General features: G+C 62.6%; 19 protein-coding genes and 1 pseudogene. 1 reads left to right on the top strand and 19 read right to left on the bottom strand.

Annotated features, from left to right (window positions below; all coding sequences use genetic code 11):
* Nucleotides 1–54: 54 nt before the first annotated feature.
* The 10 genes and pseudogenes from pnp to rimP form a co-directional block, all read right to left on the bottom strand.
* Nucleotides 55–2,202, bottom strand: coding sequence for a polyribonucleotide nucleotidyltransferase (gene pnp / locus NKG60_RS12140; RefSeq protein ID WP_292654001.1), 2,148 nt, complete (start codon nt 2,200–2,202; stop codon nt 55–57).
* Nucleotides 2,203–2,609: 407 nt separating this feature from the next.
* Complete coding sequence (gene rpsO, locus NKG60_RS12135; RefSeq protein WP_352866269.1) at nt 2,610–2,921, bottom strand: 30S ribosomal protein S15; 312 nt, start codon at nt 2,919–2,921, stop codon at nt 2,610–2,612.
* A gap of 140 nt (nt 2,922–3,061) precedes the next feature.
* Nucleotides 3,062–4,155: pseudogene (corA, locus tag NKG60_RS12130) on the bottom strand (magnesium/cobalt transporter CorA).
* Nucleotides 4,156–4,301: 146 nt separating this feature from the next.
* Complete coding sequence (gene truB, locus NKG60_RS12125; protein ID WP_352866183.1) at nt 4,302–5,261, bottom strand: tRNA pseudouridine(55) synthase TruB; 960 nt, start codon at nt 5,259–5,261, stop codon at nt 4,302–4,304.
* Nucleotides 5,261–5,683, bottom strand: coding sequence for a 30S ribosome-binding factor RbfA (gene rbfA / locus NKG60_RS12120; protein ID WP_352866180.1), 423 nt, complete (start codon nt 5,681–5,683; stop codon nt 5,261–5,263). Before rbfA ends, truB begins: the two co-directional genes overlap by 1 nt.
* Nucleotides 5,684–5,731: 48 nt before the next feature.
* A complete protein-coding gene (locus NKG60_RS12115) occupies nt 5,732–6,304 on the bottom strand; it encodes a YcxB family protein (RefSeq protein WP_352866267.1) in 573 nt (190 codons plus the stop codon).
* 16 nt (nt 6,305–6,320) lie between these two features.
* Complete coding sequence (infB, locus tag NKG60_RS12110; RefSeq protein WP_352664270.1) at nt 6,321–8,888, bottom strand: translation initiation factor IF-2; 2,568 nt, start codon at nt 8,886–8,888, stop codon at nt 6,321–6,323.
* Nucleotides 8,885–9,535: an RNA-binding protein gene (locus NKG60_RS12105; RefSeq protein WP_352488163.1), complete on the bottom strand. Its 651-nt coding sequence runs from the start codon at nt 9,533–9,535 to the stop codon at nt 8,885–8,887. Before NKG60_RS12105 ends, infB begins: the two co-directional genes overlap by 4 nt.
* A 38-nt stretch (nt 9,536–9,573) precedes the next feature.
* Entirely contained in the window at nt 9,574–11,169 is a 1,596-nt protein-coding gene (gene nusA, locus NKG60_RS12100) for a transcription termination factor NusA (protein WP_352686820.1), read from the bottom strand.
* A gap of 47 nt (nt 11,170–11,216) precedes the next feature.
* Nucleotides 11,217–11,849 carry a ribosome maturation factor RimP gene (gene rimP / locus NKG60_RS12095; protein WP_023719564.1) on the bottom strand — a complete coding sequence of 211 codons (633 nt, stop codon included), beginning with the start codon at nt 11,847–11,849 and terminating at the stop codon, nt 11,217–11,219.
* Between the two features lie 282 nt (nt 11,850–12,131).
* Here rimP and NKG60_RS12090 point away from each other — a divergent pair, with 282 nt between their 5' ends.
* Entirely contained in the window at nt 12,132–12,296 is a 165-nt protein-coding gene (locus NKG60_RS12090) for a hypothetical protein (protein WP_352866177.1), read from the top strand.
* Between the two features lie 60 nt (nt 12,297–12,356).
* On the opposite strand, the gene trmB is transcribed toward NKG60_RS12090, so the two are convergent.
* The 9 genes from trmB to olsA form a co-directional block, all read right to left on the bottom strand.
* Nucleotides 12,357–13,058, bottom strand: coding sequence for a tRNA (guanine(46)-N(7))-methyltransferase TrmB (trmB, locus tag NKG60_RS12085; RefSeq protein ID WP_352866175.1), 702 nt, complete (start codon nt 13,056–13,058; stop codon nt 12,357–12,359).
* An 11-nt stretch (nt 13,059–13,069) separates the two neighbouring features.
* Complete coding sequence (metK, locus tag NKG60_RS12080) at nt 13,070–14,359, bottom strand: methionine adenosyltransferase (protein ID WP_352866173.1); 1,290 nt, start codon at nt 14,357–14,359, stop codon at nt 13,070–13,072.
* Nucleotides 14,360–14,688: 329 nt separating this feature from the next.
* Nucleotides 14,689–15,108, bottom strand: coding sequence for a helix-turn-helix domain-containing protein (locus NKG60_RS12075; protein ID WP_352664277.1), 420 nt, complete (start codon nt 15,106–15,108; stop codon nt 14,689–14,691).
* A 137-nt stretch (nt 15,109–15,245) separates the two neighbouring features.
* Nucleotides 15,246–16,832, bottom strand: a complete 1,587-nt coding sequence (lnt, locus tag NKG60_RS12070) for an apolipoprotein N-acyltransferase (RefSeq protein ID WP_352866171.1) — start codon at nt 16,830–16,832, stop codon at nt 15,246–15,248.
* 69 nt (nt 16,833–16,901) lie between these two features.
* Nucleotides 16,902–17,975 (bottom strand): hemolysin family protein, encoded by a 1,074-nt coding sequence (locus tag NKG60_RS12065; RefSeq protein WP_254816261.1) that lies wholly within the window; start codon nt 17,973–17,975, stop codon nt 16,902–16,904.
* Between the two features lie 28 nt (nt 17,976–18,003).
* Nucleotides 18,004–18,501, bottom strand: coding sequence for an rRNA maturation RNase YbeY (gene ybeY, locus NKG60_RS12060; RefSeq protein WP_352866168.1), 498 nt, complete (start codon nt 18,499–18,501; stop codon nt 18,004–18,006).
* Nucleotides 18,502–18,518: 17 nt separating this feature from the next.
* Nucleotides 18,519–19,511, bottom strand: a complete 993-nt coding sequence (locus NKG60_RS12055) for a PhoH family protein (RefSeq protein WP_473556448.1) — start codon at nt 19,509–19,511, stop codon at nt 18,519–18,521.
* 83 nt (nt 19,512–19,594) lie between these two features.
* Entirely contained in the window at nt 19,595–21,004 is a 1,410-nt protein-coding gene (gene miaB / locus NKG60_RS12050) for a tRNA (N6-isopentenyl adenosine(37)-C2)-methylthiotransferase MiaB (RefSeq protein WP_352866166.1), read from the bottom strand.
* 63 nt (nt 21,005–21,067) lie between these two features.
* On the bottom strand, nt 21,068–21,868 hold the full coding sequence (gene olsA, locus NKG60_RS12045; RefSeq protein WP_352866163.1) for a lyso-ornithine lipid O-acyltransferase: 801 nt from the start codon (nt 21,866–21,868) through the stop codon (nt 21,068–21,070).
* Between the last annotated feature and the right edge of the window lie 3 nt (nt 21,869–21,871).

Here is a 21,871-nt window from a genome sequence, read left to right as displayed (position 1 = left end):
GCAAACGGGCGCGACCTTCCGGCCCGCCCGCTTCGATTGCATAGTTAGATCAGCTTAGGCGGCGTTTTCTTCGCCTTCGCTCTTCTTGTCGCGCACGATTTCCTTGCCGGTAGCCTGGTCAACGACCTTCATCGACAGGCGAACCTTGCCGCGCTCGTCGAAGCCCATCAGCTTGACCCAGACCTTGTCGCCTTCCTTGACCACATCGGAGGTCTTGGCGACGCGGTCATTAGCGAGCTGCGAGATGTGGACGAGGCCGTCACGCGGACCGAAGAAATTGACGAAAGCGCCGAAGTCGGCGGTCTTGACGACCGTGCCTTCGTAGATTTCACCGACTTCCGGCTCGGCGACGATGGTGTGTATCCATTTCTTCGCCGCCTCGATCTCCTTGGCATTGGCCGAAGCGATCTTGACCGTGCCGTCGTCCTCGATGTTGATCTTGGCGCCGGTCTTTTCGACGATCTCGCGGATGACCTTGCCACCCGAGCCGATCACGTCGCGGATCTTGTCGGTCGGGATGTGCATGACCTCAATGCGCGGCGCGAACTCGCCGAGCTCGGCACGTGCGCCGGACAACGCATGGGCCATTTCGCCGAGAATGTGCTGACGGCCATCCTTGGCCTGGTCGAGCGCGATCTTCATGATCTCCTCGGTGATGCCCTCGATCTTGATGTCCATCTGCAGCGAGGTGATGCCGTAGGCGGTGCCGGCAACCTTGAAGTCCATGTCGCCGAGGTGGTCCTCGTCGCCAAGGATGTCGGAGAGCACGGCGAAGCGCTCGCCTTCCTTGATCAGGCCCATCGCAATGCCGGCGACCGGCTTGGCAAGCGGCACGCCGGCGTCCATCAGCGCCAGCGAGGTGCCGCAGACGGTAGCCATCGACGACGAGCCGTTGGACTCGGTGATCTCCGAAACGACGCGCAACGTATAGGGGAACTGGTCGGCGGTCGGCAGCATCGGCCGGATGGCGCGCCAGGCGAGCTTGCCGTGGCCGATTTCGCGGCGGCCCGGCGAACCCATGCGGCCGGTTTCACCGACCGAATAGGGAGGGAAGTTGTAGTGCAGGAGGAACTTCTCCTTGTACATGCCGGTCAGCGAATCGACATACTGCTCGTCCTCGCCGGTGCCGAGCGTGGCGACGACCAGCGCCTGGGTCTCGCCGCGGGTGAACAACGCCGAGCCGTGCGTGCGCGGCAGGACGCCGACTTCCGAGACGATCTTGCGGACCGTCTTCAGGTCGCGGCCGTCGATGCGCGAGCCGGTGTCGAGGATGTTCCAGCGCACGACCTTGGCCTGGAGTTCCTTGAACACGGTGCCGATCTGTTCGGACGTGTATTTGGCCTCTTCGCCTTCTGCCGGCGCGAACGCGGCCTTGACCTTCGCCTTGACGGCGTCGACGGCGGCATAGCGCTTCTGCTTGTCGGTGATCTTGTAGGCGTCGCGAAGCTCGCCTTCGACGATCTTCAGCATCTCGGCTTCAAGTGCGGAATAGTCCGGCGCGGTGAAGTCGCGCGGGTCCTTGGCGGCGACTTCGGCCAGCTTGATGATCGCGTCGATCACCGGCTGGAAGCCCCTGTGGCCGAACATGACGGCGCCGAGCATCAGGTCCTCGCCGAGTTCCTTGGCTTCGGACTCGACCATCAGCACGGCGTCGGCGGTGCCGGCGACGACCAGGTCGAGCTTCGATTCCTGCATCTCGTCGACATGCGGGTTGAGCACGTATTCGCCGTTGATGTAGCCGACGCGGGCGCCGCCAACCGGGCCCATGAACGGCACGCCGGACAAGGTCAAGGCGGCGGATGTGGCGACGATCGACAGAATGTCCGGGTCATTTTCGAGATCGTGCTGGACGACGGTGACGACGATCTGGGTGTCGTTCTTGTAGCCCTCGGCGAAGAGCGGGCGGATCGGGCGGTCGATCAGGCGGGAAACCAGTGTTTCCTTCTCGCTCGGACGGCCTTCACGCTTGAAATAGCCACCCGGGATCTTGCCGGCGGCGTAAGTCTTTTCCTGGTAGTTGACCGTCAGCGGAAAGAAGTCGAGGCCGGGCTTCGGCTCTTTCATCGAGACGACGGTGGCGAGAACCTTGGTTTCGCCATAGGTGGCCAGCACCGCGCCGTCAGCCTGACGTGCGATCTTGCCGGTTTCGAGAATGAGCGGACGGCCGCCCCATTCGATTTCCACTTTGTGGTAATTGAACATGTCTTGTCCTTCGTATGCGGAAAGGGCCGCGCCGTTTCAGCGTGCGCGGATGCCCCTTTCCCTTGGCTTCCTTTCTCGGGCAGCCACGGGCAAGACAACGGGAGGCTCGGCTTATTCGGCGCGGTGCCGCACGAGCGTCCTGCAATCCTGCCCCATGACCGTCCATGGGCGGTTTCGAGTGGCCCTCTGCTGTTTCGAAACCGGTTGGCCAATCGATCCGACTGGCCTTGCGCGTGAACCCGAAAACCAGGTTTTCGGAAAATATCCCGCGCAAATCTAAACTTCAGAGCGTCCTTTGCGCATCCAAACCGATGCGCGGCGCTCTACTTTCTTCATTGGAGCCTTGGATGACCCGATGCTCCAATGCGCGACCGGCGGGCTCTCGAAAGAACCCGCCGGTCAATTCGTCAACGGCGCAGACCGAGCTTCTCGATCAGCGTCTGATAGCGCGCGTCGTCCTTGCGCTTGAGATAATCAAGCAGGCTGCGGCGCTGGGAAACGAGAGCGAGCAGACCACGGCGGGAATGGTTATCCTTCTTGTGGTCCTTGAAATGGTCGGTCAGGTTCTTGATGCGCTCGGAAAGGATAGCCACCTGGACTTCCGGAGACCCGGTGTCGCCCTTGGCGGTTGCGAATTCGCCCATCAATTCCTTCTTGCGTTCGGCAGTAATCGACATCGTGTTTTTCCTTGTGTGTTTGAGGAAACGGGACGCCCTCAGCCGGGATGTCGTCCAGCAGGGGCCGGTGCAAGCAACGCGTCAAAGCGCGAAACTGCGGCGCATATAGTGCAATTCCGACAAAAAGGCCAGCCCAATTCACAGGCCGGCTTTTTGCTGCATAAACGGGCACTTCCGCTCGGTCAGAGCCATTTCTTCCATTTGAAGTACGCGTAGAGCCCGACCGCAACGAGCAGCATGAAGACGAGCGACAGGGGATAGCCGTAATAGGCTTTTAGCTCCGGCATATTCCAGGGCGAGGTGTCGGGGTCGAAATTCATCCCCACACGCCGACGAGAAATGTGAGCGGCAGGAAGATCACCGAGACGATCGTCAGATAACTGATGACGTCGTTGGTGCGCGCCTGGCTGAGCGACAAGTGCATCTCGATCAGGCCGGTCAGCATGTCGCGCTGGGTTTCGACCAGTTCGATCAATCGCAGCGAATGATCGAGCGTGTCGTTCAGAAATATCTTGGTTTCGGCCTTCACATAGGGCACGTCGTTGCGGATCATGGTCGCCAGCGCATCGCGCATCGGCCAAAGCACGCCCTTCAGCACATTGGCATCGCGCCGCAATTCGTGAAGCTGCCGCATCTGGTGCTTGTGCGCCTGGTTCAGCATCTGGTCCTCGATGCTGTCGACCAATTCGCCGGCAGCCTCGATCGGCGGGAAATAGCTGTCGACGATGGCGTCGATCAAAGCATAGGCGAGATAGTCGGCGCCGCGCGAGCGCAAGCGGTTGGGCACCGAGCTTGCGATTCGCTTGCGCACGGGATCGAACGGGTCGCCTTCGCGCTCCTGGAAGGTGACGACGAAGTTCTTGCCGAAGAAGACGGTGATCTGTTCGTAGCGATGCGCGGTGACATCGTCGATCATCCTGACGACGACAAAGGCATGGTCCTCGAAGAAATCCACCTTCGGCCGCTGGCCCGTGTTGACGACATCTTCCAGCGCCAGCGGATGCAGGTTGAATATCCGGCCGATCTCCTCGATCAGCCGGATGTTGGCGAGGCCTGTGCAATCGAGCCAGATGACCGGCCAATTGTGGCAATGGGTGTCGACGTCGTCGATGCTGGCATTGTCGATGGTCTTGAACTTCTCGGGCGAGATCAACGTCAGCCTGAGCTCGGAGCGGCGTGCCGCCGGGTCGGCGATCAGCGTGCCGGGCGAAGCCCCGACCGGCGGCCGCCGTGTGTTGAGCACCGCCCGCTTCCTGCCCGTCTCAGCCTTTGCCATATGCCCCCTCGAGTGCAGCGTCGGATGGCCCTACAGCGCCGCGCATCCCTTCGGACGGCAAACGACGCCGTAGCCCTGTTGATTTAGCGCATGATCCTTTCCCAAAATAGAATCCGGTTTGGAGATCATGCGCCGAGAGACAGCTGTTACCCGATAAAGACCCGCTTTGGCTTGAACATGCCTTGCTCGATGGCGCCGATGGCGACCAGCTTGCCGCGCGCGGTGGCGCAGGCCTCTTCAGCTTCTACCGGCGCGTCACGGCCGCGAATGATGACCGGATTACCGAGGCGGATTTTGGTTGCCGCATCATCGCTGATCGCGACTTGCGGCAGGCATTCGAGCGCCGCCGCGGTGTCGACCAGAAGTGCATCGATGGCACCGAAGTCGATCGGCGCGTCCGCTGCTAGCGAACCTTCCCCGCTCTGTTCGCCGAAGCGGGCGGCCTCCAGCTCGGCCAGGGTGACGAAATCGTCCTGCGTGAACGGCTCGACCTCGACCCGCCGCAGCTCGGCGATGTGACCAAAGCAGCCGAGGTCGCGGCCCATGTCGCGCGCCAGCGAGCGGACATAGGTGCCCTTGCCGCATTCGACCTCGAAGATGGTGCGATCGGCCATGTGCTCGACCACGTCGAGCCGGCCGATCTCGACCTCGCGTGCCGGAATGTCGACCGTCTCGCCATCGCGAGCAAGATCATAGGCGCGCTCGCCGGCGATCTTGATCGCCGAAAATTGCGGCGGCGTCTGCATGATGACGCCGGTATATTTCGAAAGCAGCGCCCGTACGTCGGCTTCAGCCGGACGACGATCCGAGCTTTTGGTCGCCGGGCCTTCGAGGTCGTCGGTCGAACGCTCCTCGCCCCAGGCAACCGTGAAGCGGTAGACCTTGGCACCGTCCTGGACGTAAGGCACGGTCTTGGTCGCTTCACCAAGTGCTATCGGCAGCATGCCGGACGCCAGCGGGTCGAGCGTGCCGGCATGGCCGGCCTTCTCCGCCTGGAACAGCCATTTGATCTTGGAGACGGCTTCGGTCGAGCCCATGCCGACCGGCTTGTCCAGTACCAGCCAGCCCGAGATCGGCCGGCCCTTCTTCTTGCCGCGACGCGCCACTATTCGCTGTCCTTCCGGTCGTCTTTGTCTTTGTCGTCGGCGCTGAGATCGCGCGCCACTTCGGGCGAGTGCAGCAATTCGTTGATCTTCTGGAAATTGTCGTAGCTGGTATCGAGCCGGAAGCGGAATTCCGGCATGTACTTCATCTGCCGCAGCGCGCCGGAGACGCGGCCGCGAACAAACTTCGCATGCTTGTTGAGCGCTTCGACCACCGCACCGGCATCCTTGGCGCCGAGCGGCGAGACGAAGGCGGTGGCGATCTTCAGATCGGGCGACATACGCACTTCGGAGACCGAGACCACGGCATTCTCGATCAGCGGATCGAGGATCTCGCCGCGCTGCAAAGTCTCGGACAGCGCATGGCGCACCTGCTCGCCGACGCGCAGCATGCGCTGGGAGGGGCCTTTGGTAGATGCTATCATTTTTCTTTCCAGACTGTCGCGCCGAGATCGGGTTGATGCGCCGACTTATCAGGATACCACAACGCGTATTGAGTTTTGCTTGAGTGAACGCTGCTTTGCGTCGTCGGAGAGACGTTGGAAAACATCTCTTACAAACGTTCGACTTTCGTCAGATGAGCCGAACGCGCGTTTGGGCACATAGTGTGCTGATCCAGCTGAAACAAACCCCACTAGTCTCTCCGTCTCGTATATCTGATCGATGTCCGGAAAACCCAATCTCATAAGGCTGTGGGCGCTTTTCCACTGCAACCCGTCTGCTTCGATGGAAAAAACAACCGCTGTTTCAGTTCTTCGTTGTCTTATCCAGCGAATACCCAGACGCCGGGCAAGCCTCATTACGAGCTTGGCGCCTGCGAAATAGAGTAAAAATGCTATCGATGCGGAAGCCGCGAGTCCGCCCACCCTGCCCAGAGAACGGCCCCAATGGGCCCACGACCAGCCTAAGAACCAGCCAATGGCTAGACCCAGAAGCAGATAAACAGGCCAGCACCAGTATCTCTGCCAAAAGCTAAACGCATTGCGGGCCGCTGCGCGACCCGCAATGATCGATTCCTCATAGTTCGGCGTGAAGCCAATCTCCATCGGCAAACCGAACCTTCTATAGCGTCCTGGTCACCATCTCGACTCGGAAGCACTCGATGACGTCGCCGACGCGCATGTCCTCGTAGTTCTGGAAGGCCATGCCGCATTCCTGGCCTCCCGGAACTTCCGAAACCTCGTCCTTGAAGCGCTTCAGGGTCTTCAGCGTGCCTTCGTGGATGACGACATTGTCGCGGATCAGGCGCACGCCCGCACCACGTTCGACCTTGCCTTCGGTGACACGGCAGCCGGCGATCTTGCCGACCTTGGTGATGTCGAAGATCTCGAGGATCTCGGCATTGCCGATAAAGGTCTCGCGACGCTCCGGCGAGAGCAGGCCGGAGAGCGCCGCTTTCACATCATCGACCAGATTGTAGATGATCGAATAGTAGCGGATCTCGATGCCTGCCGCAGCCGCGGCCGCGCGGGCCTGCGCATTGGCGCGAACGTTGAAGCCGATGATCGCAGCCCCCGAGGTTTCCGCCAGCGACACGTCGCTTTCGGTGATGCCGCCAGCCCCGGCATGGACGATGCGGGCGCGCACCTCGTCGGTTCCGAGATTGTCGAGCGCCGCGTTGATCGCTTCGATCGAGCCCTGCACGTCGCCCTTGATGACCAGCGGGAATTCCTTCAATCCGCTGGTCTGCAACTGCGACATCATCTGTTCAAGCGAGCCGCGCTGGCCGGCATGCCTGGCCACCGCCTTCTCACGCGCCAGACGCTGGCGATATTCGGTGATCTCGCGGGCGCGGGCTTCGTTGTTGACAACGGCGAAACGGTCGCCGGCCAACGGCGTACCTTGCAGACCGAGGACTTCCACCGGCATTGCCGGCGGCGCTTCCTTGACCTGCTCGCCGCGATCGTTGACGAGCGCGCGTACCCGGCCCCATTCGTTGCCGGCGACGAGAATGTCGCCCGGCATCAGCGTGCCGGTCTGCACCAGCACGGTAGCGACTGGGCCGCGGCCCTTGTCGAGCTGGGCTTCGATGACAACGCCTTCGGCGGTGCGGTCCGGATTGGCCTTCAGGTCGAGGATTTCGGCCTGCAGCAGGATCGCTTCGAGCAACTTGTCGAGATTGATGCCCTTGGTCGCCGACACCTCGACATCCAGCACCTCGCCGCCCATCGATTCGACGAACACCTCGTGGCGCAGCAGTTCCGAACGCACCTTCTGCGGATCGGCGTCATGCTTGTCGATCTTGTTGATCGCCACGATGATCGGAACGCCGGCCGCCTTGGCGTGATTGATCGATTCGATCGTCTGCGGCATGACGCTGTCGTCGGCTGCCACCACGAGGATGGCGATATCGGTCGCCTGGGCGCCGCGGGCACGCATCGCGGTGAAGGCGGCGTGGCCGGGCGTGTCGATGAAGGTGATCTTGTGACCGTTCTTCTCGACCTGATAAGCGCCGATATGCTGGGTAATGCCGCCGGCTTCGCCGGACACGACGTTGGCATTGCGGATGGCATCGAGCAACGAGGTCTTGCCGTGATCGACATGGCCCATGATCGTTACCACCGGCGGACGCGGCTGCAGGTCCTCGGGACGATCGGCGATGTTGAACAAGCCCTCTTCGATGTCGGACTCGGCGACGCGGCGGACCGTGTGGCCAAATTCGGTGGCGACGAGTTCGGCCGTGTCGGCGTCGATCACGTCGCCAGGCTTCAGGATCTGGCCCTGCTTCATGAAGAACTTGACCACGTCGACAGCGCGCTCGGACATGCGCTGCGCCAGCTCCTGGATGGTGATGGTTTCGGGCAGGATCACTTCACGCATGACTTTCTCGCGTGGCTCGTTATGCAACGCGCGCTTGAATTTCTCCTGACGGCGGCGCATCGACGAGAGCGAGCGGGCGCGCGCATCCTCGTCGGAAAGAGCCGAATTCAGCGTCAGCTTGCCGCGGCGGCGGTCTTCCTCGCCCTTGGTCGGCTTGGCCGGACGCGCCACTTCGGGCGTGACCAGACGGCGCACTGGTGCACCGGCACCGGTCCGCTTCGGCTTGACCTCTTCCTCGTCATCCACTGTCGCCAGTTCGGCGGCCAGCGGCGCACGGCGGCGCGCCTCTTCCTCGGCACGGCGGCGGGATTCGGCCTCGGCTTGCAGCCGTGCCTCTTCCTCGGCCTGACGTCGAGCCGATTCCTCGCGCTCGCGGCGGCGGCGCTCTTCGTCCTCGCTGCGGCGCTTGGCTTCCTCGATGGCGCGCTGGCGATCCTCGACGTCGCGGACCTTCGAGCCCTCGAGAGCCCTGCGGCGTGCTTCCATTTCCTGGCGCGACAACTCGTTCAGCACCATGCCGCCGCGTTCGACCGGCGGCGGAGGCGGCGGCGCCTTGGGAGCTTCCTGCACAGCAGGCGCTGCCGCGACCGGCTTCGGCGTGAAGACGGATACAGGCGCTGCCGCCGGCTCCGGCTTGTCGCCGGGCAGCGAGAACTTGCGCTTCTTGGTCTCGACGACCACCGACTTGGTGCGGCCGTGCGAGAAGTTCTGGCGCACAGTGCCCTGCTCCATACCGGGGCGCTTCAGCGTCAAGGTCTTCTTCGGCGTAACACTCAGCGTCTTGTCGTCGCCCGATTTCGTATCGCTCATTCCATATCCTCTGCGGCATCATCTTCGTCAGCAACGGCCGCAAGCATTGCCAGATCGTCCGGGGAACCGCCCCGATATCGGTCGAGCGCAACCATGCGCTTCTGGACCGCCCTGCCCGCGTCTCCCGCGAGAACGGCAGCATGTATCACATTTGTACCCCCCAATGCCAAGCTCAACTCGGCCTCGGAGAAAAGTTTGTAAGCGCGGATCGCAGGCCCGCCGAGGTGGACGGTTGCCCGTCGCGCCTGGCTTATCTTGCGGACGCCATCGTCGGAAGCCTCGGTCGCGTGGAGCACGAAAAGTGCAAGTCCGCCGCGCACGGCGCTCTCGACCTTGGTCGCTCCGAGCGCTATGGCGCCCGCCTTGCGGGCCAGGCCAAGCATGCCCAAAGCGGACCTGGAAAGCAGCGCGTCGACCATACCACCAAGATCGGCCGGCACGGTCACCTGCGCCTTAAAAGCACGGGCAAACAGGTTTTTGGCCGCTGCCTTTTCTATATGTAGGCGGTCGGCCGTCACCCAGCAACCGCGGCCGGGCAGGTTTCTCTTGATGTCCGGAACGACGGCCGAATCCGGGCCGACGACGAAACGGATCAGCTCATCCGGTTCGGCTTGCCTGCGGGTGACGATGCAGGTGCGATCGTTCATCTCGTCCAAGGGCGGGTTCGGTGCGATGCGGTTTCACCTCACGCACCGACGGTTTCGTCAGCCGGCGCGCCCTCGGCGGCAAGCTCGTCTTCGGTGATCCAGCCAGCCTTCAGGCGAGCGGCCAAGACCATCTGCTCGGCATCGGCGCGCGACACGCCGTGGTTGGCGAGCACACCCGGGAATACCTTCGTCTCGCCGTCCTTGCGTTCCTTCCAACCGGTCAGGTCGTCGGCGGCGTAGCCGGCGAAATCCTCGATCGTCTTCACGCCGTCCTCGCCGAGCGTCACCATCATTGCGGTGGTGATGCCGGGAATCTCGCGCAATTCGTCCTTGACGCCGAGCGCCTTGCGCTTCTCGTCATGCTCGGCTTCGATCTTTTCCAGATATTCGCGGGCGCGGGTCTGGATTTCCGAAGCCGTGTCCTCGTCGAAGCCGTCGATCGACGCGATTTCACCGGAGTCGACATACGCGACCTCCTCGACGCTGGTGAAGCCTTCGGAAGCGAGCACCTGACCGACCATCTCGTCGACGTCGAGGGCTTCCATGAACAGCGACGACCGTTCGACGAATTCCTTCTGGCGGCGTTCGCTCTCTTCCTGCTCCGTCAGGATATCGATGTCCCAGCCGGTGAGCTGCGAGGCAAGACGGACGTTTTGGCCACGGCGGCCGATGGCCAGCGACAGCTGATCGTCGGGAACGACGACCTCGATGCGCTCGGCATCCTCGTCGAGCACGACCTTGGCGACTTCCGCCGGCTGCAACGCATTGACGATGAAGGACGCGGCCGAAGGCGACCACGGAATGATGTCGATCTTCTCGCCCTGCAATTCACCGACGACCGCCTGGACGCGGCTGCCGCGCATGCCGACGCAGGCGCCGACCGGATCGATCGAGCTGTCGCGCGAGATGACAGCGATCTTGGCGCGCGAACCGGGATCGCGGGCGACCGACTTGATCTCGATGATGCCGTCGTAGATTTCCGGCACTTCCATCGTGAACAGCTTCGCCATGAACTGCGGATGGGTGCGCGACAGGAAGATCTGCGGGCCGCGCTGTTCGCGACGCACGTCATAGACATAGGCGCGGACGCGATCACCATATTTGTAGTTTTCGCGCGGAATCAGCTCGTCGCGGCGGATGATCGCTTCGCCGCGGCCGAGATCGACGATGACGTTACCGTATTCGACGCGCTTGACGGTACCGTTGACGATCTCGCCGATACGGTCCTTGTATTCGTCATATTGCCGGTCGCGCTCGGCCTCGCGCACCTTCTGCACGATGACCTGCTTGGCCGACTGGGCGGCGATACGGCCAAAATCCATCGGCGGCAGCTGTTCGGCGATGAAATCGCCGAGCTGGGCATCCGGATTGCGCTCGCGTGCCGAGGAAATGGCAATCTGGGTCGCGTAGTCGTCGACCTTCTCGACCACTTCCATCAGCCGCTGCAGCTTCATCTCGCCGGTATTCGGATTGATATCGGCCCGGATATTGGTTTCCTGGCCGTAGCGCGAGCGCGCGGCCTTCTGGATCGCATCGGCCATGGCGGCGATGACGATCGACTTGTCGATCGACTTTTCACGCGCGACCGCATCGGCGATCTGCAGCAGTTCAAGCCTGTTGGCGCTTACAACCATCTTCTTTCTCCCGAGCTTGTTGCCGACCTTTACGGCCGGCAGCCCAATCACATTTCCTGTTCGGTTTCGTCTTCCGCACCCTCTGGTGCGTCTTCGGGTTCGCCGCGGCGTTTCCTGGCTTCCTTGCGCGCCCGATTGTCCTTCGACAGCGCATCGCGGATAAGATCGTCGGTCAGGACCAGCCGCGCTTCGGCAATCGCGTCGTAGGGAACACGCACCGTCGGCTCCTCGCCGTAAGCGGCCTTGTCGCGCTCGATCAGCACACCGTCCGCGTCGCTTTCGGCGATCTTGCCCTTGAAGCGCTTGCGGTCGGCGACGAGAACCGATGTTTCCATCTTCACCAGGTGGCCGGTCCAGGCTGCAAAGTCCGATTTGCGGACCAGCGGCCGGTCGATGCCCGGCGACGACACTTCGAGATGATAAGCCTTCTCGATCGGATCATCGACATCGAGAGCCGGCGACACCGCCCGGCTGACCTCTTCACAATCTTCGACCGTCATGGTGCCGTCCTCGCGCTCGGCCATGATCTGCAGCGTCAGCCCGTTCTGGCCCGACAGGTGCACACGTACCAAGCGGAAGCCAATGGCGCGCAGTACCGGCTGAACGATCAGCGCGATGCGCGCATCGATGCCGCTTTCGCGGATGATGCGGTCGTCGCCTTCGCTTGCCGTCACTGTCATTCGGTCCCTGTCGCTCGATTCCTATTTGGCCGGCAGGTAATAAAAAAGAGCGGGACCGGGTGGACCCACTCTTCGTCATACCGACCAAGAATTTGAAGCTGATATAGACGATCATGGTCCTCGTTTCAAGCCCGTCCTGCATGACGGCAAGGCTCCGAGTCCGCAGCGCTGTGCCAAATGCATGGCGCCCATGCAGTGATCCCCTTTGAGCACCGGCGGCGCACGACTATCTATGTTGCATTGCACAATTGGAGCGCTCGCTGCGCTCGAAAGGGTACCATCATGAACGATCGTCGATTTTTTTCAGCCATAGGCAATGTCTTTTGCGTGTTCGGCAGCGCCGTAGCAGCGTCGCGAGCCGTGGAAAACGGTCGCAAGCCGCTTGCGCATGATTTGCGCAATCTCGGGATGGAGCCGGCAGCCTTCGACAAGATCCGTCGCTTCTGAGCCAGGTGAGCGCCGAGGGCCTTCGGCCCGCTCGCCTTGTGCTCAGCTCTAATTTCCCGCTTATTTCCGCACGAAGGTGAGATAGGCGGGCCGGCGGCCTTCGCGAATGGCCTTGGCCTCATAGCGCGTCCCCGGCCAGCCATCATAGGGCCGATGCCAGTCGGCCGCTTCGCTTGCCTGCCACGTGAAGGCGCCGTGCGCCCGGCAATGCAGGAGCGTCCAGTTCACATAGCTGTCGATGTCGGACGCAAAGTGGAACTTTCCGCCGTGCTTCAGGACACGCGCGAAGCGGTCGAGATTGACCGGGCTGACGAAGCGCCGCTTCCAGTGCTTCTTCTTCGGCCACGGATCCGGATAGAGAAGATCAATGCCGTCAAGCGAAGCCTGCGGCAGCCAGTCCAGCAGGCGTGTGGCGTCGTCGTCATAGACGCGCAGATTGGCAAGCGGCCGCTCCCGGACCGCCATCATCATCTTGGCCATGCCGTTGACGAAGGGCTCGACGCCGATAAACCCGGTCGCCTGGCTGGCCGTGGCACGGTGCAGAAGATGTTCGCCGCCGCCAAAACCGATTTCGAGCTGGACAGCCGAAACTTCTGCTTCGAAAAGGCTGCGCAGATCGGCTGGCGGTTCAACCGTCAGATCGAGCTTGTAGGCGGCGAAACCGCTCTCCAGCGCCGCCGCCTGCTGTGGTCGAATGGTCTTGCCGCGCCGGCGACCGAAAAATGCCTCGGTCGCACGGCTTGGCCGGTCCTTCGGGTCCATAGGCGCCGCGGTTAGGCGGCGACTGCTTCGGCGACCGGTTCGGCGAGAGCGTCCTTGAGCGCCTTGGCGAGATCGGTCTTCTCCCAGGAGAAGGATCCGTCGCGGCCGGCCTTGCGGCCAAAATGGCCGTAGGACGACGTCTTGGCATAGATCGGCTTGTTGAGATCGAGGTGGCGGCGGATGCCGGACGGCGACAGGTCCATCACGGTGCGCAGCGCACGCTCGAGCTTTGCCTCGTCGACCTTGCCGGTGCCGTGCAGGTCGACGTAGATCGACAGCGGCTGGGCAACGCCGATTGCATAGGAAAGCTGGATCGTGCAGCGATCGGCGAGCTTTGCGGCAACCACGTTCTTGGCGAGATAACGCGCCGCATAGGCGGCCGAGCGATCGACCTTGGTGGTGTCCTTGCCGGAGAAGGCGCCGCCGCCATGGGGCGCAGCCCCACCATAGGTGTCGACGATGATCTTGCGGCCGGTCAGGCCGGCGTCGCCGTCGGGCCCGCCGATGACGAACTTGCCGGTTGGGTTGATGTACCAGTTGCAATTGTCGGCGATCTTCAGATCGCCCAGTGCTTCGCGGATATAGGGCTCGACGACGTTGCGCACCTTCTTCGAATCCCACGTCTCATCGAGATGCTGGGTCGACAGCACGATCTGCGTCACTTCCGCCGCTTTGCCGTCGACATAGCGGACGGTGACCTGGCTCTTGGCATCCGGCCCGAGCCTGCCGGCATCACCGCTGCCTTCATGGCGCGCAGTGGCCAGCAATTCGAGGATCTTGTGGCTGTAATAGATCGGCGCCGGCATCAGGTCCGGGGTTTCGCGGCAGGCATACCCAAACATGATGCCCTGGTCGCCGGCTCCTTCCTCGCCTTGCCGGTCGGAAGCGTTGTCGACGCCTTGGCCGATATCCGGCGACTGGCCGTGCAGCAGGACCTCGATCTTGGCCGTCTTCCAGTGGAAGCCGGCCTGCTCGTAGCCGATTTCGCGGATTGCCTTGCGGGCGACCGACTTGAACTTGGCTGGGTTGACAATCGGATGGCCGGCCGCATCCTTCAGGACGTTGCCCTCCTTGTCCTTCTTGAGCAGCGTCTCGGGGACGCGCACCTCGCCGGCGATGACAACACGATTGGTCGTCGCAAGCGTCTCGCAGGCAACGCGGACCTTCCACGGGTCCATGCCGGTCTTTCTGGCTTCGCGATAGACGAGATCGACAATCTCGTCGGAGATGCGGTCGCAGACCTTGTCGGGATGGCCCTCGGCAACGGATTCCGAGGTGAAGAAGTAATTGTGCCGCGTCACGGGTGTCCCCTCTTGAAAAAAATATCGGCAGGCCGCCGATTTTGGCGCGCCAGTTGTTAACGGTGCCGGGCGCCGCTCGTCAAGCCATGCAGCCGTTCTGGCATGAATTTTGACGTTATTATCTTTGCATCCCGAGACGGCGGCAGGGCGGACTGCGATCAGCCCTCGCACCAACAGACTGAGGAAAACGGCTTCGAGGAAGTGTGTCGAGCGAAATCGATCCGCGCTTTAGCGTATCTGCGGAATACACATCCCTCGATACGCGCAGCGGCGAGAAATTACATCCCAGCTACGACGACCTCTTCCTCTTTGAACTCTTCACGGGCCAGTCAATCGACCTCGCCGGCGGAGAGCGACTTCACAAGCTCGATGATCTTGCGGCGCACTTTCACGTCGGCGATCTTGACGAAGGCGCGGTTCAGCTGGAGCCCTTCCGGGCTGCCGCAGAATTCGACGGCGGAGGTCATCGACGCATCCTCGGCAAATCCACGGGTGCCCACGGACTCCTGACCGGGCGCATCCTCGAAGAAGAAGGCGACGGGCACGCCGAGTATGGAGGCGATTGCCTGCAGACGGCTGGCGCCGACGCGATTGGTGCCCTTTTCGTACTTTTGGATCTGCTGGAACGTTATGCCGAGGTTTTCGCCCAGTTTTTCCTGGCTCATTCCCAGCATATTGCGGCGAAGCCGGATGCGGCTTCCGACGTGGATGTCGATCGGATTCGGCTTTTTCTTGTTTTCTTCTGTCATTTTTTCCTCGCCGAATTTTTCCGGCTTTTCCATTTTGCTGCCCAAACGAAGACGGCGGCCCGTGCCCCAACAGAACGACCTTATCGACTTCGAAAATTTTCAGGCGCTTACAGTATGAGTTTCTAATGTGTCGGCTGTCAATTCGCCCGTAGCCTTTGCCTTACGTTCAAAATGCATGCCGCAACGGCAAGCAAAAACATGATCAGCATTCCGTTAATGCGTCGTTGGCTGGAGGAAACGATGGCTTGGTTGGAGATCGGCACACGCACATCGATGGCGCCGCGTGCATCGATTGCCAGCGCGTCGACGATGCGACCGCGCGGGTCGACAACGGCCGAAATGCCGTTATTAGCCGCGCGCAACAGGGGTACCCCATTCTCCACCGCCCGGATCTGCGCCTGCCGGAAGTGCTGGTACGGCCCCGGCGTGTCGCCGAACCAGGCGTCATTGGTGACATTCACAATAAGCTCGGCTGCCGTTGCGTCAACCGCGACCAGATCGGGAAAGATGACCTCATAGCAAATAAACGGCAGCGCCCGGATACCGCCGGGCAGCGCGATCGGGTGCCGCTCATTGCCGGCCGCGAAGGTCATCGGACCGGCAACAAGCTGCTCAAGCCCGAAGCGGCCGAGCAGATCGGCGAAAGGCAGGTATTCGCCGAAGGGTACCAGGTGGACCTTGTCGACGGCATCGACGATTTCGCCCCTTTCGTCGATCGCCACCACAGAGTTGTAGTAACGGCTGCCGGCCGCCGAGCCGCTTTCCTCGCGAACGACGCCGGCGACCAGCATCTGGCCATCGCCAAGCATCTCTCCGATCGCAGGCAGGGCATCCGGACGTTCGGTGAACAGAAACGGCACGGACGTCTCCGGCCACAGGATCAATTGCGGCCTGTCATGGCCGGGTTCCGGCGCCTTGGCCGAAAGCCCCATCATGGTGGCGAAAATGCGGTCACGCACCGAGGCATCCCATTTTTCCGTGAGGTCGACGGCAGGCTGCACGATACGGACGTCGAGGCTGCGGGCAGCCGGCTTTTCGGGGGCGGCGAGCCGGATATACCCGAAGCCGGCATGGGCGGCGACGAGAACGACAAGCAATGCCGCGCCGAGGCGAAGATGCCGGCGCGCCGCAAGCAGCGCCGGCAGCGCGAAGACGAAGACCGCAAGCGCGTTCATGCCGACCATGCCGGTCACCGAGACGCTCTGCATCAGCAAAGGCACCGGCATCGCCGCATAGCCGACGGCATTCCACGGAAAGCCCGTGAACAGGAAGCCGCGCAGCCATTCCGCCAGCGCAAAGCCGAAGGCCAGCGCGGCGATGCGGCCAATGTCGTTGCTCCACAACAGCCGGGCAACCACGGCAGCGAAACCGTAAAAGAAGGCCAGCGCGAGGGGGATGCCGACCACCGCGAACGGCAAAGCCCAGGCAAAGCTGTCGGCCTCGACCAGAAGCGCCGAGCCGACCCACCAGAGACCGGCAAGAAAGTAGCCGAAACCGAACCACCAGCCGGTGGCGAAAGCCGGCCGCAAGCGCCGCAGAAAACCGTCCGAGGCTTCGCTGGTCGCGCCATCGAGGAGCCACACCAGCAGCGGGAACGAAACGAAGCAGACGGCGAAGAAATCATAAGGCGCCTGGGCAAGAACCGCCAGCGCCCCGGCAAGAAACGCCACCAGCGCGCGCCGCCAGCCCCAAAGCAGAATTATCCGGCCGGCCTGGCGCTCCATCAATGCTTCCGAGTCGTGCGAATCAGGAAGCAAGATTTATCAGGCCGCGGGCTTGGCTCCAAACAAACCCTAAGCCTGCTCGGTGCGGACGGCGCGGCGGCGCCGCTCGCCCTTCAGGGTCTCGACGATGCGCACGCGCTTGACGCGGCGCGGATCGGCGTCGAGCACATGGAACTCGAAGCCGGGTATGGCCTGCACCACTTCGCCGCGCGCCGGCACCCGGCCAAGCGTGTTGAAGATCATACCGCCGATCGTGTCGACATATTCGCCGTGCTCGCCGGCGGCGAAATCCTCGCCGATCATCTTGGCGACGTCGTCGATCTCGGCCTTGCCGTCGACGATGAAGACGCCTTCGCCGGCCTGGGTGATCATCGGCTCGTCTTCGTCATGCTCGTCCTCGATGTCGCCGACCACCATCTCGACAATATCCTCGAGCGAGACAAGACCGTCGGTGCCGCCATATTCGTCGATGACCAGCGCCATCTGGGTGCGCGTCGTCTGCATTCGCCCCATCAGGTCGGAGGCGAGCATCGACGGCGGCACGAACAGCACCGGTCGGATCAGGTTGAGATCGCCGATGGTGCGCGCCAGATCGACCTGGGCGAGATCGAGAACCGTCGCGACCGGAGTTTTCCTGGTCGTCCTGCCCTTTCTGACGCGGGCGACCTTGGTGATGTGCGCCAGCACGTCGCGGATATGAACCATGCCGCGCGGATCGTCGAGCGTCTCCGAATAAACCGGCATGCGGGAGTGGCCGGACTGTTCGAACAGCCCCAGAAGATCGCCAAGCTTCGTCGTGATCTCGACCGCCTCGATGTCGGCGCGCGGCACCATGACGTCCTCGACCCGCACTTCGCGCAGGCGCAGGATGTTGTTGAGCATGGCGCGTTCGCCGGGCGAGAAGGATTCTGCATCGCTCGCCGTTTCGGCAAGCGCACCGGCAATCTCCTCGCGCAGACTGGTGCCGTTGCGGTGCCTGAAAAGCCCGAGCACGCGATCGAACAGGGAAGGACCGGCAGGCGATGCCTCGCTGGCGAAGCTGCCGGTCGTGGTACTCGGACTCGAGCCCTCTTCCGTCGTTTCGGAAGGCTTGATCGCACTGCCGGCGTCGGAGCGGGCGGCAGTCTCTGGTTTGTCGTTCATCATCGTCCGGTCAATTGGTCTTTTGTAATTACGTGTAGGGATCGGGAATGGCAAGCCTCGCAAGTGCTGCGCGCTCTGTCACTTCCATCAGTTCCGCTTCGGCATCCGTTTCGTGATCATAGCCCAGCAAATGCAGCAGGCCATGAATGACGAGATGGGAGATATGGTCCTCGAGCGGCTTATGTTCCAGTGCCGCTTCGCGCGCGACAGTCTCGGCGGCCAGCACGATGTCGCCGAGCATCGGCGGCAGAGGCCCGCCCCTGGCAAACGGAAAAGCCGGAAAAGACAGGACGTTGGTCGGCTTGTCCTTGCCGCGCCAGCCGGCATTGAGCGTACGGATATGGGCATCGTCGGAAAAGACGATGCTAAGCTCGGAACGGCCCTCCGCGCCGGTTTCGGCAAAGGCGGCCGAGACCGCACGGTCGACAAGCCGCATCAGCGCCGCCTCGTCGGGCCAGTCGCCCGCCTCGATCGCGATATCGATTTCGACGGGAAGCGGTGCCCCCGCCTTTTGCTCCTCAGCCATGCGGCCGCATAATCATATCAGCTTTCGACACCCAAGCCCCTGGCCAGCTTGCCGTCACGGTCGTAGGCCTTGACGATCTCGGCGACCAGCGGATGCCTGACGACGTCGCCTTCATTGAAGCGTACGGTCACCATGCCGGTGACGCCGTCGAGGATTCTCAACGCCTCGACCAGGCCGGACTTGGTGTTCGGCGGCAGATCGATCTGGGTCGGATCGCCGGTGACGATCATGCGCGAGTTCTCGCCGAGCCGGGTCAGGAACATCTTCATCTGCATCGGCGTGGTGTTCTGCGCCTCGTCGAGGATGACGGCGGCGTGCGCCAGCGTACGGCCGCGCATGAATGCCAGCGGCGCGATCTCGATGACCTCGGCGGCGATCGCCCGCTCGACCTTGTCGGCCGGCATCATGTCGTAGAGCGCATCATAGAGCGGCCGCAGATAGGGATCGACCTTCTCCTTCATGTCGCCCGGCAGAAAGCCAAGCCGTTCACCGGCCTCGACCGCGGGGCGCGACAGCACGATGCGTTCGACCATGCCGCGTTCGAGCAGCATTGCCGCATGCGCCACCGCCAGATAGGTCTTTCCGGTGCCGGCCGGGCCGATGCCGAAGACGAGTTCCGACCGCTCCAGCGCGCGCATATAGGCGTCCTGGTTGAGCGAGCGGGCATAGATGGTCTTCTTGCGCGTCGATATCTGGGCGGCGGACACCTTGCCCTTGCGCTCCAGCGTCGGCAGCGTCAGCTGGTCGTCGGAGGCGATCGCCATGCGTACCGCGCCGTCGACATCGGACTGGCCGATATCGGTGCCTTTCTGGAGGATGCCGTAAAGATTGTCCAAGGCACGGCGCGCCTGCTCAGCGGCCGAAGAGGAGCCCTTGATGGTCAATTGATTGCCGCGCGAGCGGATATCGACGCCGAGCTTCTGCTCGAGCCTGGCCAGATTCTCGTCGAACTGGCCGTAAAGGGCGCTGGCAAGCTTGTTATTGTCGAAAGTCAGTACGATGTGCGCCATATCCGAGGCCCCGGAGGGTAGATTCTGGGGCAGGTTCTTGACTTCAGCAGCGCTCAACCGTCTCTCCTCATCTGCCGAGGCCTTCAGGCCAATTCGGCGAACAGGCTGTTGTAGCCCGTCTTCGTGATTCGTACCTGGATAATGTCACCGATTTCGCCGGCCTTTTCATCAACAATAACCGGCTGCAGCCACGGCGAGCGGCCAACCTTCTGGCCGGCCTGGCGGCCCGGCTTTTCGATCAGCGTGTCGATAGTCCTGCCGACCAGGCTTGCGCCGAAATGCTGCTGCTGTTTCAGAAGCAGCGCCTGCAGCCGCTGCAGGCGCTCGTCCTTGACGGCCTCCGGCACGTGATCGCTCATCTCGGCGCCCGGCGTGCCGGGGCGCGGAGAGTATTTGAACGAGAAGGCCGAGGCATAGTTGACGTCTTCGACCAACTGCATCGTCGCCTTGAAATCCGCCTCCGTCTCACCGGGAAAGCCGACGATAAAATCGCCGGACAGTGCGACGTCGTTCCGTGCGGCACGGATGCGGTCGATCAACGTCAGATAGTCCTTGGCCATATGCCTGCGGTTCATCGCCTTGAGTATGCGGTCGGAGCCGGATTGCACCGGTAAATGTAGATAGGGCATCAGCGCAGGCAAATCACGATGGGCGGCGATCAATTCATCGTCCATGTCGCGCGGATGGCTGGTCGTGTAGCGCAGCCGCGCCAGACCCGGAATCTCAGCCAGCCTGAACAGCAGCCGGCCAAGGCCCCATTCCTCGCCGTTTTCGCCTCTTCCGTGCCAGGCGTTAACGTTTTGGCCGAGCAGCGTCACCTCGCGCACGCCGGCATCCGCCAGGCGCTCGGCCTCGGCGACGATCTGTGCCACCGGCCGCGAGACTTCCGAGCCGCGCGTATAGGGCACGACACAGAAGGTGCAGAACTTGTCGCAGCCTTCCTGAACGGTCAAGAACGCGGTCACGCCGCGCCTGATCAGTTCGGCGCGCTTTGGCTGCGGCAGATGCTCGAACTTGTCCTCGACGGCATAGTCGGTCTCGACGATCTTTTCGCCGCTCCGTGCCCTCGCCAGCACACCGGGCAGCCGGTGATAGGTCTGCGGGCCGATGACCAGATCGACGGCCGGCGAGCGGCGGATGATCTCAGCACCCTCGGCCTGCGCCACACAGCCGGCGACGCCGACCAGCATTTCGCGCCCGGTCTTGGCACGTTCCGCCTTCAACTCACGGATGCGCCCAAGTTCGGAATAGACCTTTTCCGCCGCTTTCTCGCGGATGTGGCAGGTGTTGAGCAGCACCAGATCGGCCTCGCCGATGGCATCGGTCGCGGCATAGCCATCGGCCGCCAAAGCATCGGTCATGCGCTGCGAATCGTAGACGTTCATCTGGCAGCCATAGGTCTTGACGAAGACCTTCCTGGTCGCGGCAGCCGGAACGACCAGGTCTTCGGCGGCAGCGCCGATGTCGTCGCGCTCTATCGTGTTCAATTCCATTTCGCGGCTTCTAGCGCCTTTCCCTGACAAAAAACAGACGAATCTGGCCGGAACCTGCGCAGACTACCGGCTTGGGCGCGGTTCGGCGAGCGCCGCCTGCACCATCTCGCGCACCTGGCGTTCCATCTGCTTTGCCGTCTCCTTGCGGCTCGAGCCCTTGGAGAAAGCGATCGCCTCGCCAAAATGCACCTCGACGTCGAGAGCGCCCTCGGCCATCAGCACCTTGAGGTGCGGCATCAGCTCCTCGTCGCCAATCCAGGCGGCAACCGGCCGATGCCGGCGCCCGAGCGGCACGCCATGCAGGCGCGTATAGACGATCGCCACCGGCTGGATGAAGACCTGTTCGGCCGCCCCTTCAGCAATCGCCATTGTAGCGGCGCCGAACAGCGTGCTCTTGAACGGCAGGATCATGTTGCCGTCGCCGGTCGAGCCTTCGGCGAACAGCACCATGGCGTCGCCCTTGGCCATGCGGGCGGCGATCTCGCTCGCCTGGTCGCCCGACGAACGTTTGCGCTCACGTTCGATGAAGACGGTGCGCTGCAGCTTCGACAGCATGCCGATCAGCGGCCAGCCGGCCATGTCGGCCCTGGCGATGAACGTCACGTCGACCATCGACCCCAGCACCATGATGTCGGTCCAGGAGATGTGGTTGGCGGCAACCAGCAATGGGCGCTGGCCGGACAGCGCCCCCTTGACATGGATGCGCAGCCCCAGCGCCCTGACGATCATCCTGTGCCAGATCTTCAGGATGAAGGTCTCGCGCCAGAGCCCGGTCTTCATCGACAGGACCTGCAAAGGCACAAGCACCAAGGAGCCGACGACAACCAGCCCAAGCGCCAGGAAAATCCTGATTTTTCCGATCATCCG

Source organism: Mesorhizobium sp. M1428 (assembly GCF_040317515.1).
Classification (GTDB): Bacteria; Pseudomonadota; Alphaproteobacteria; order Rhizobiales; family Rhizobiaceae; genus Mesorhizobium.
The sequence above is the reverse complement of the archived record's forward strand: the minus strand, read 5'-3'. Positions and strand labels throughout refer to the sequence as shown.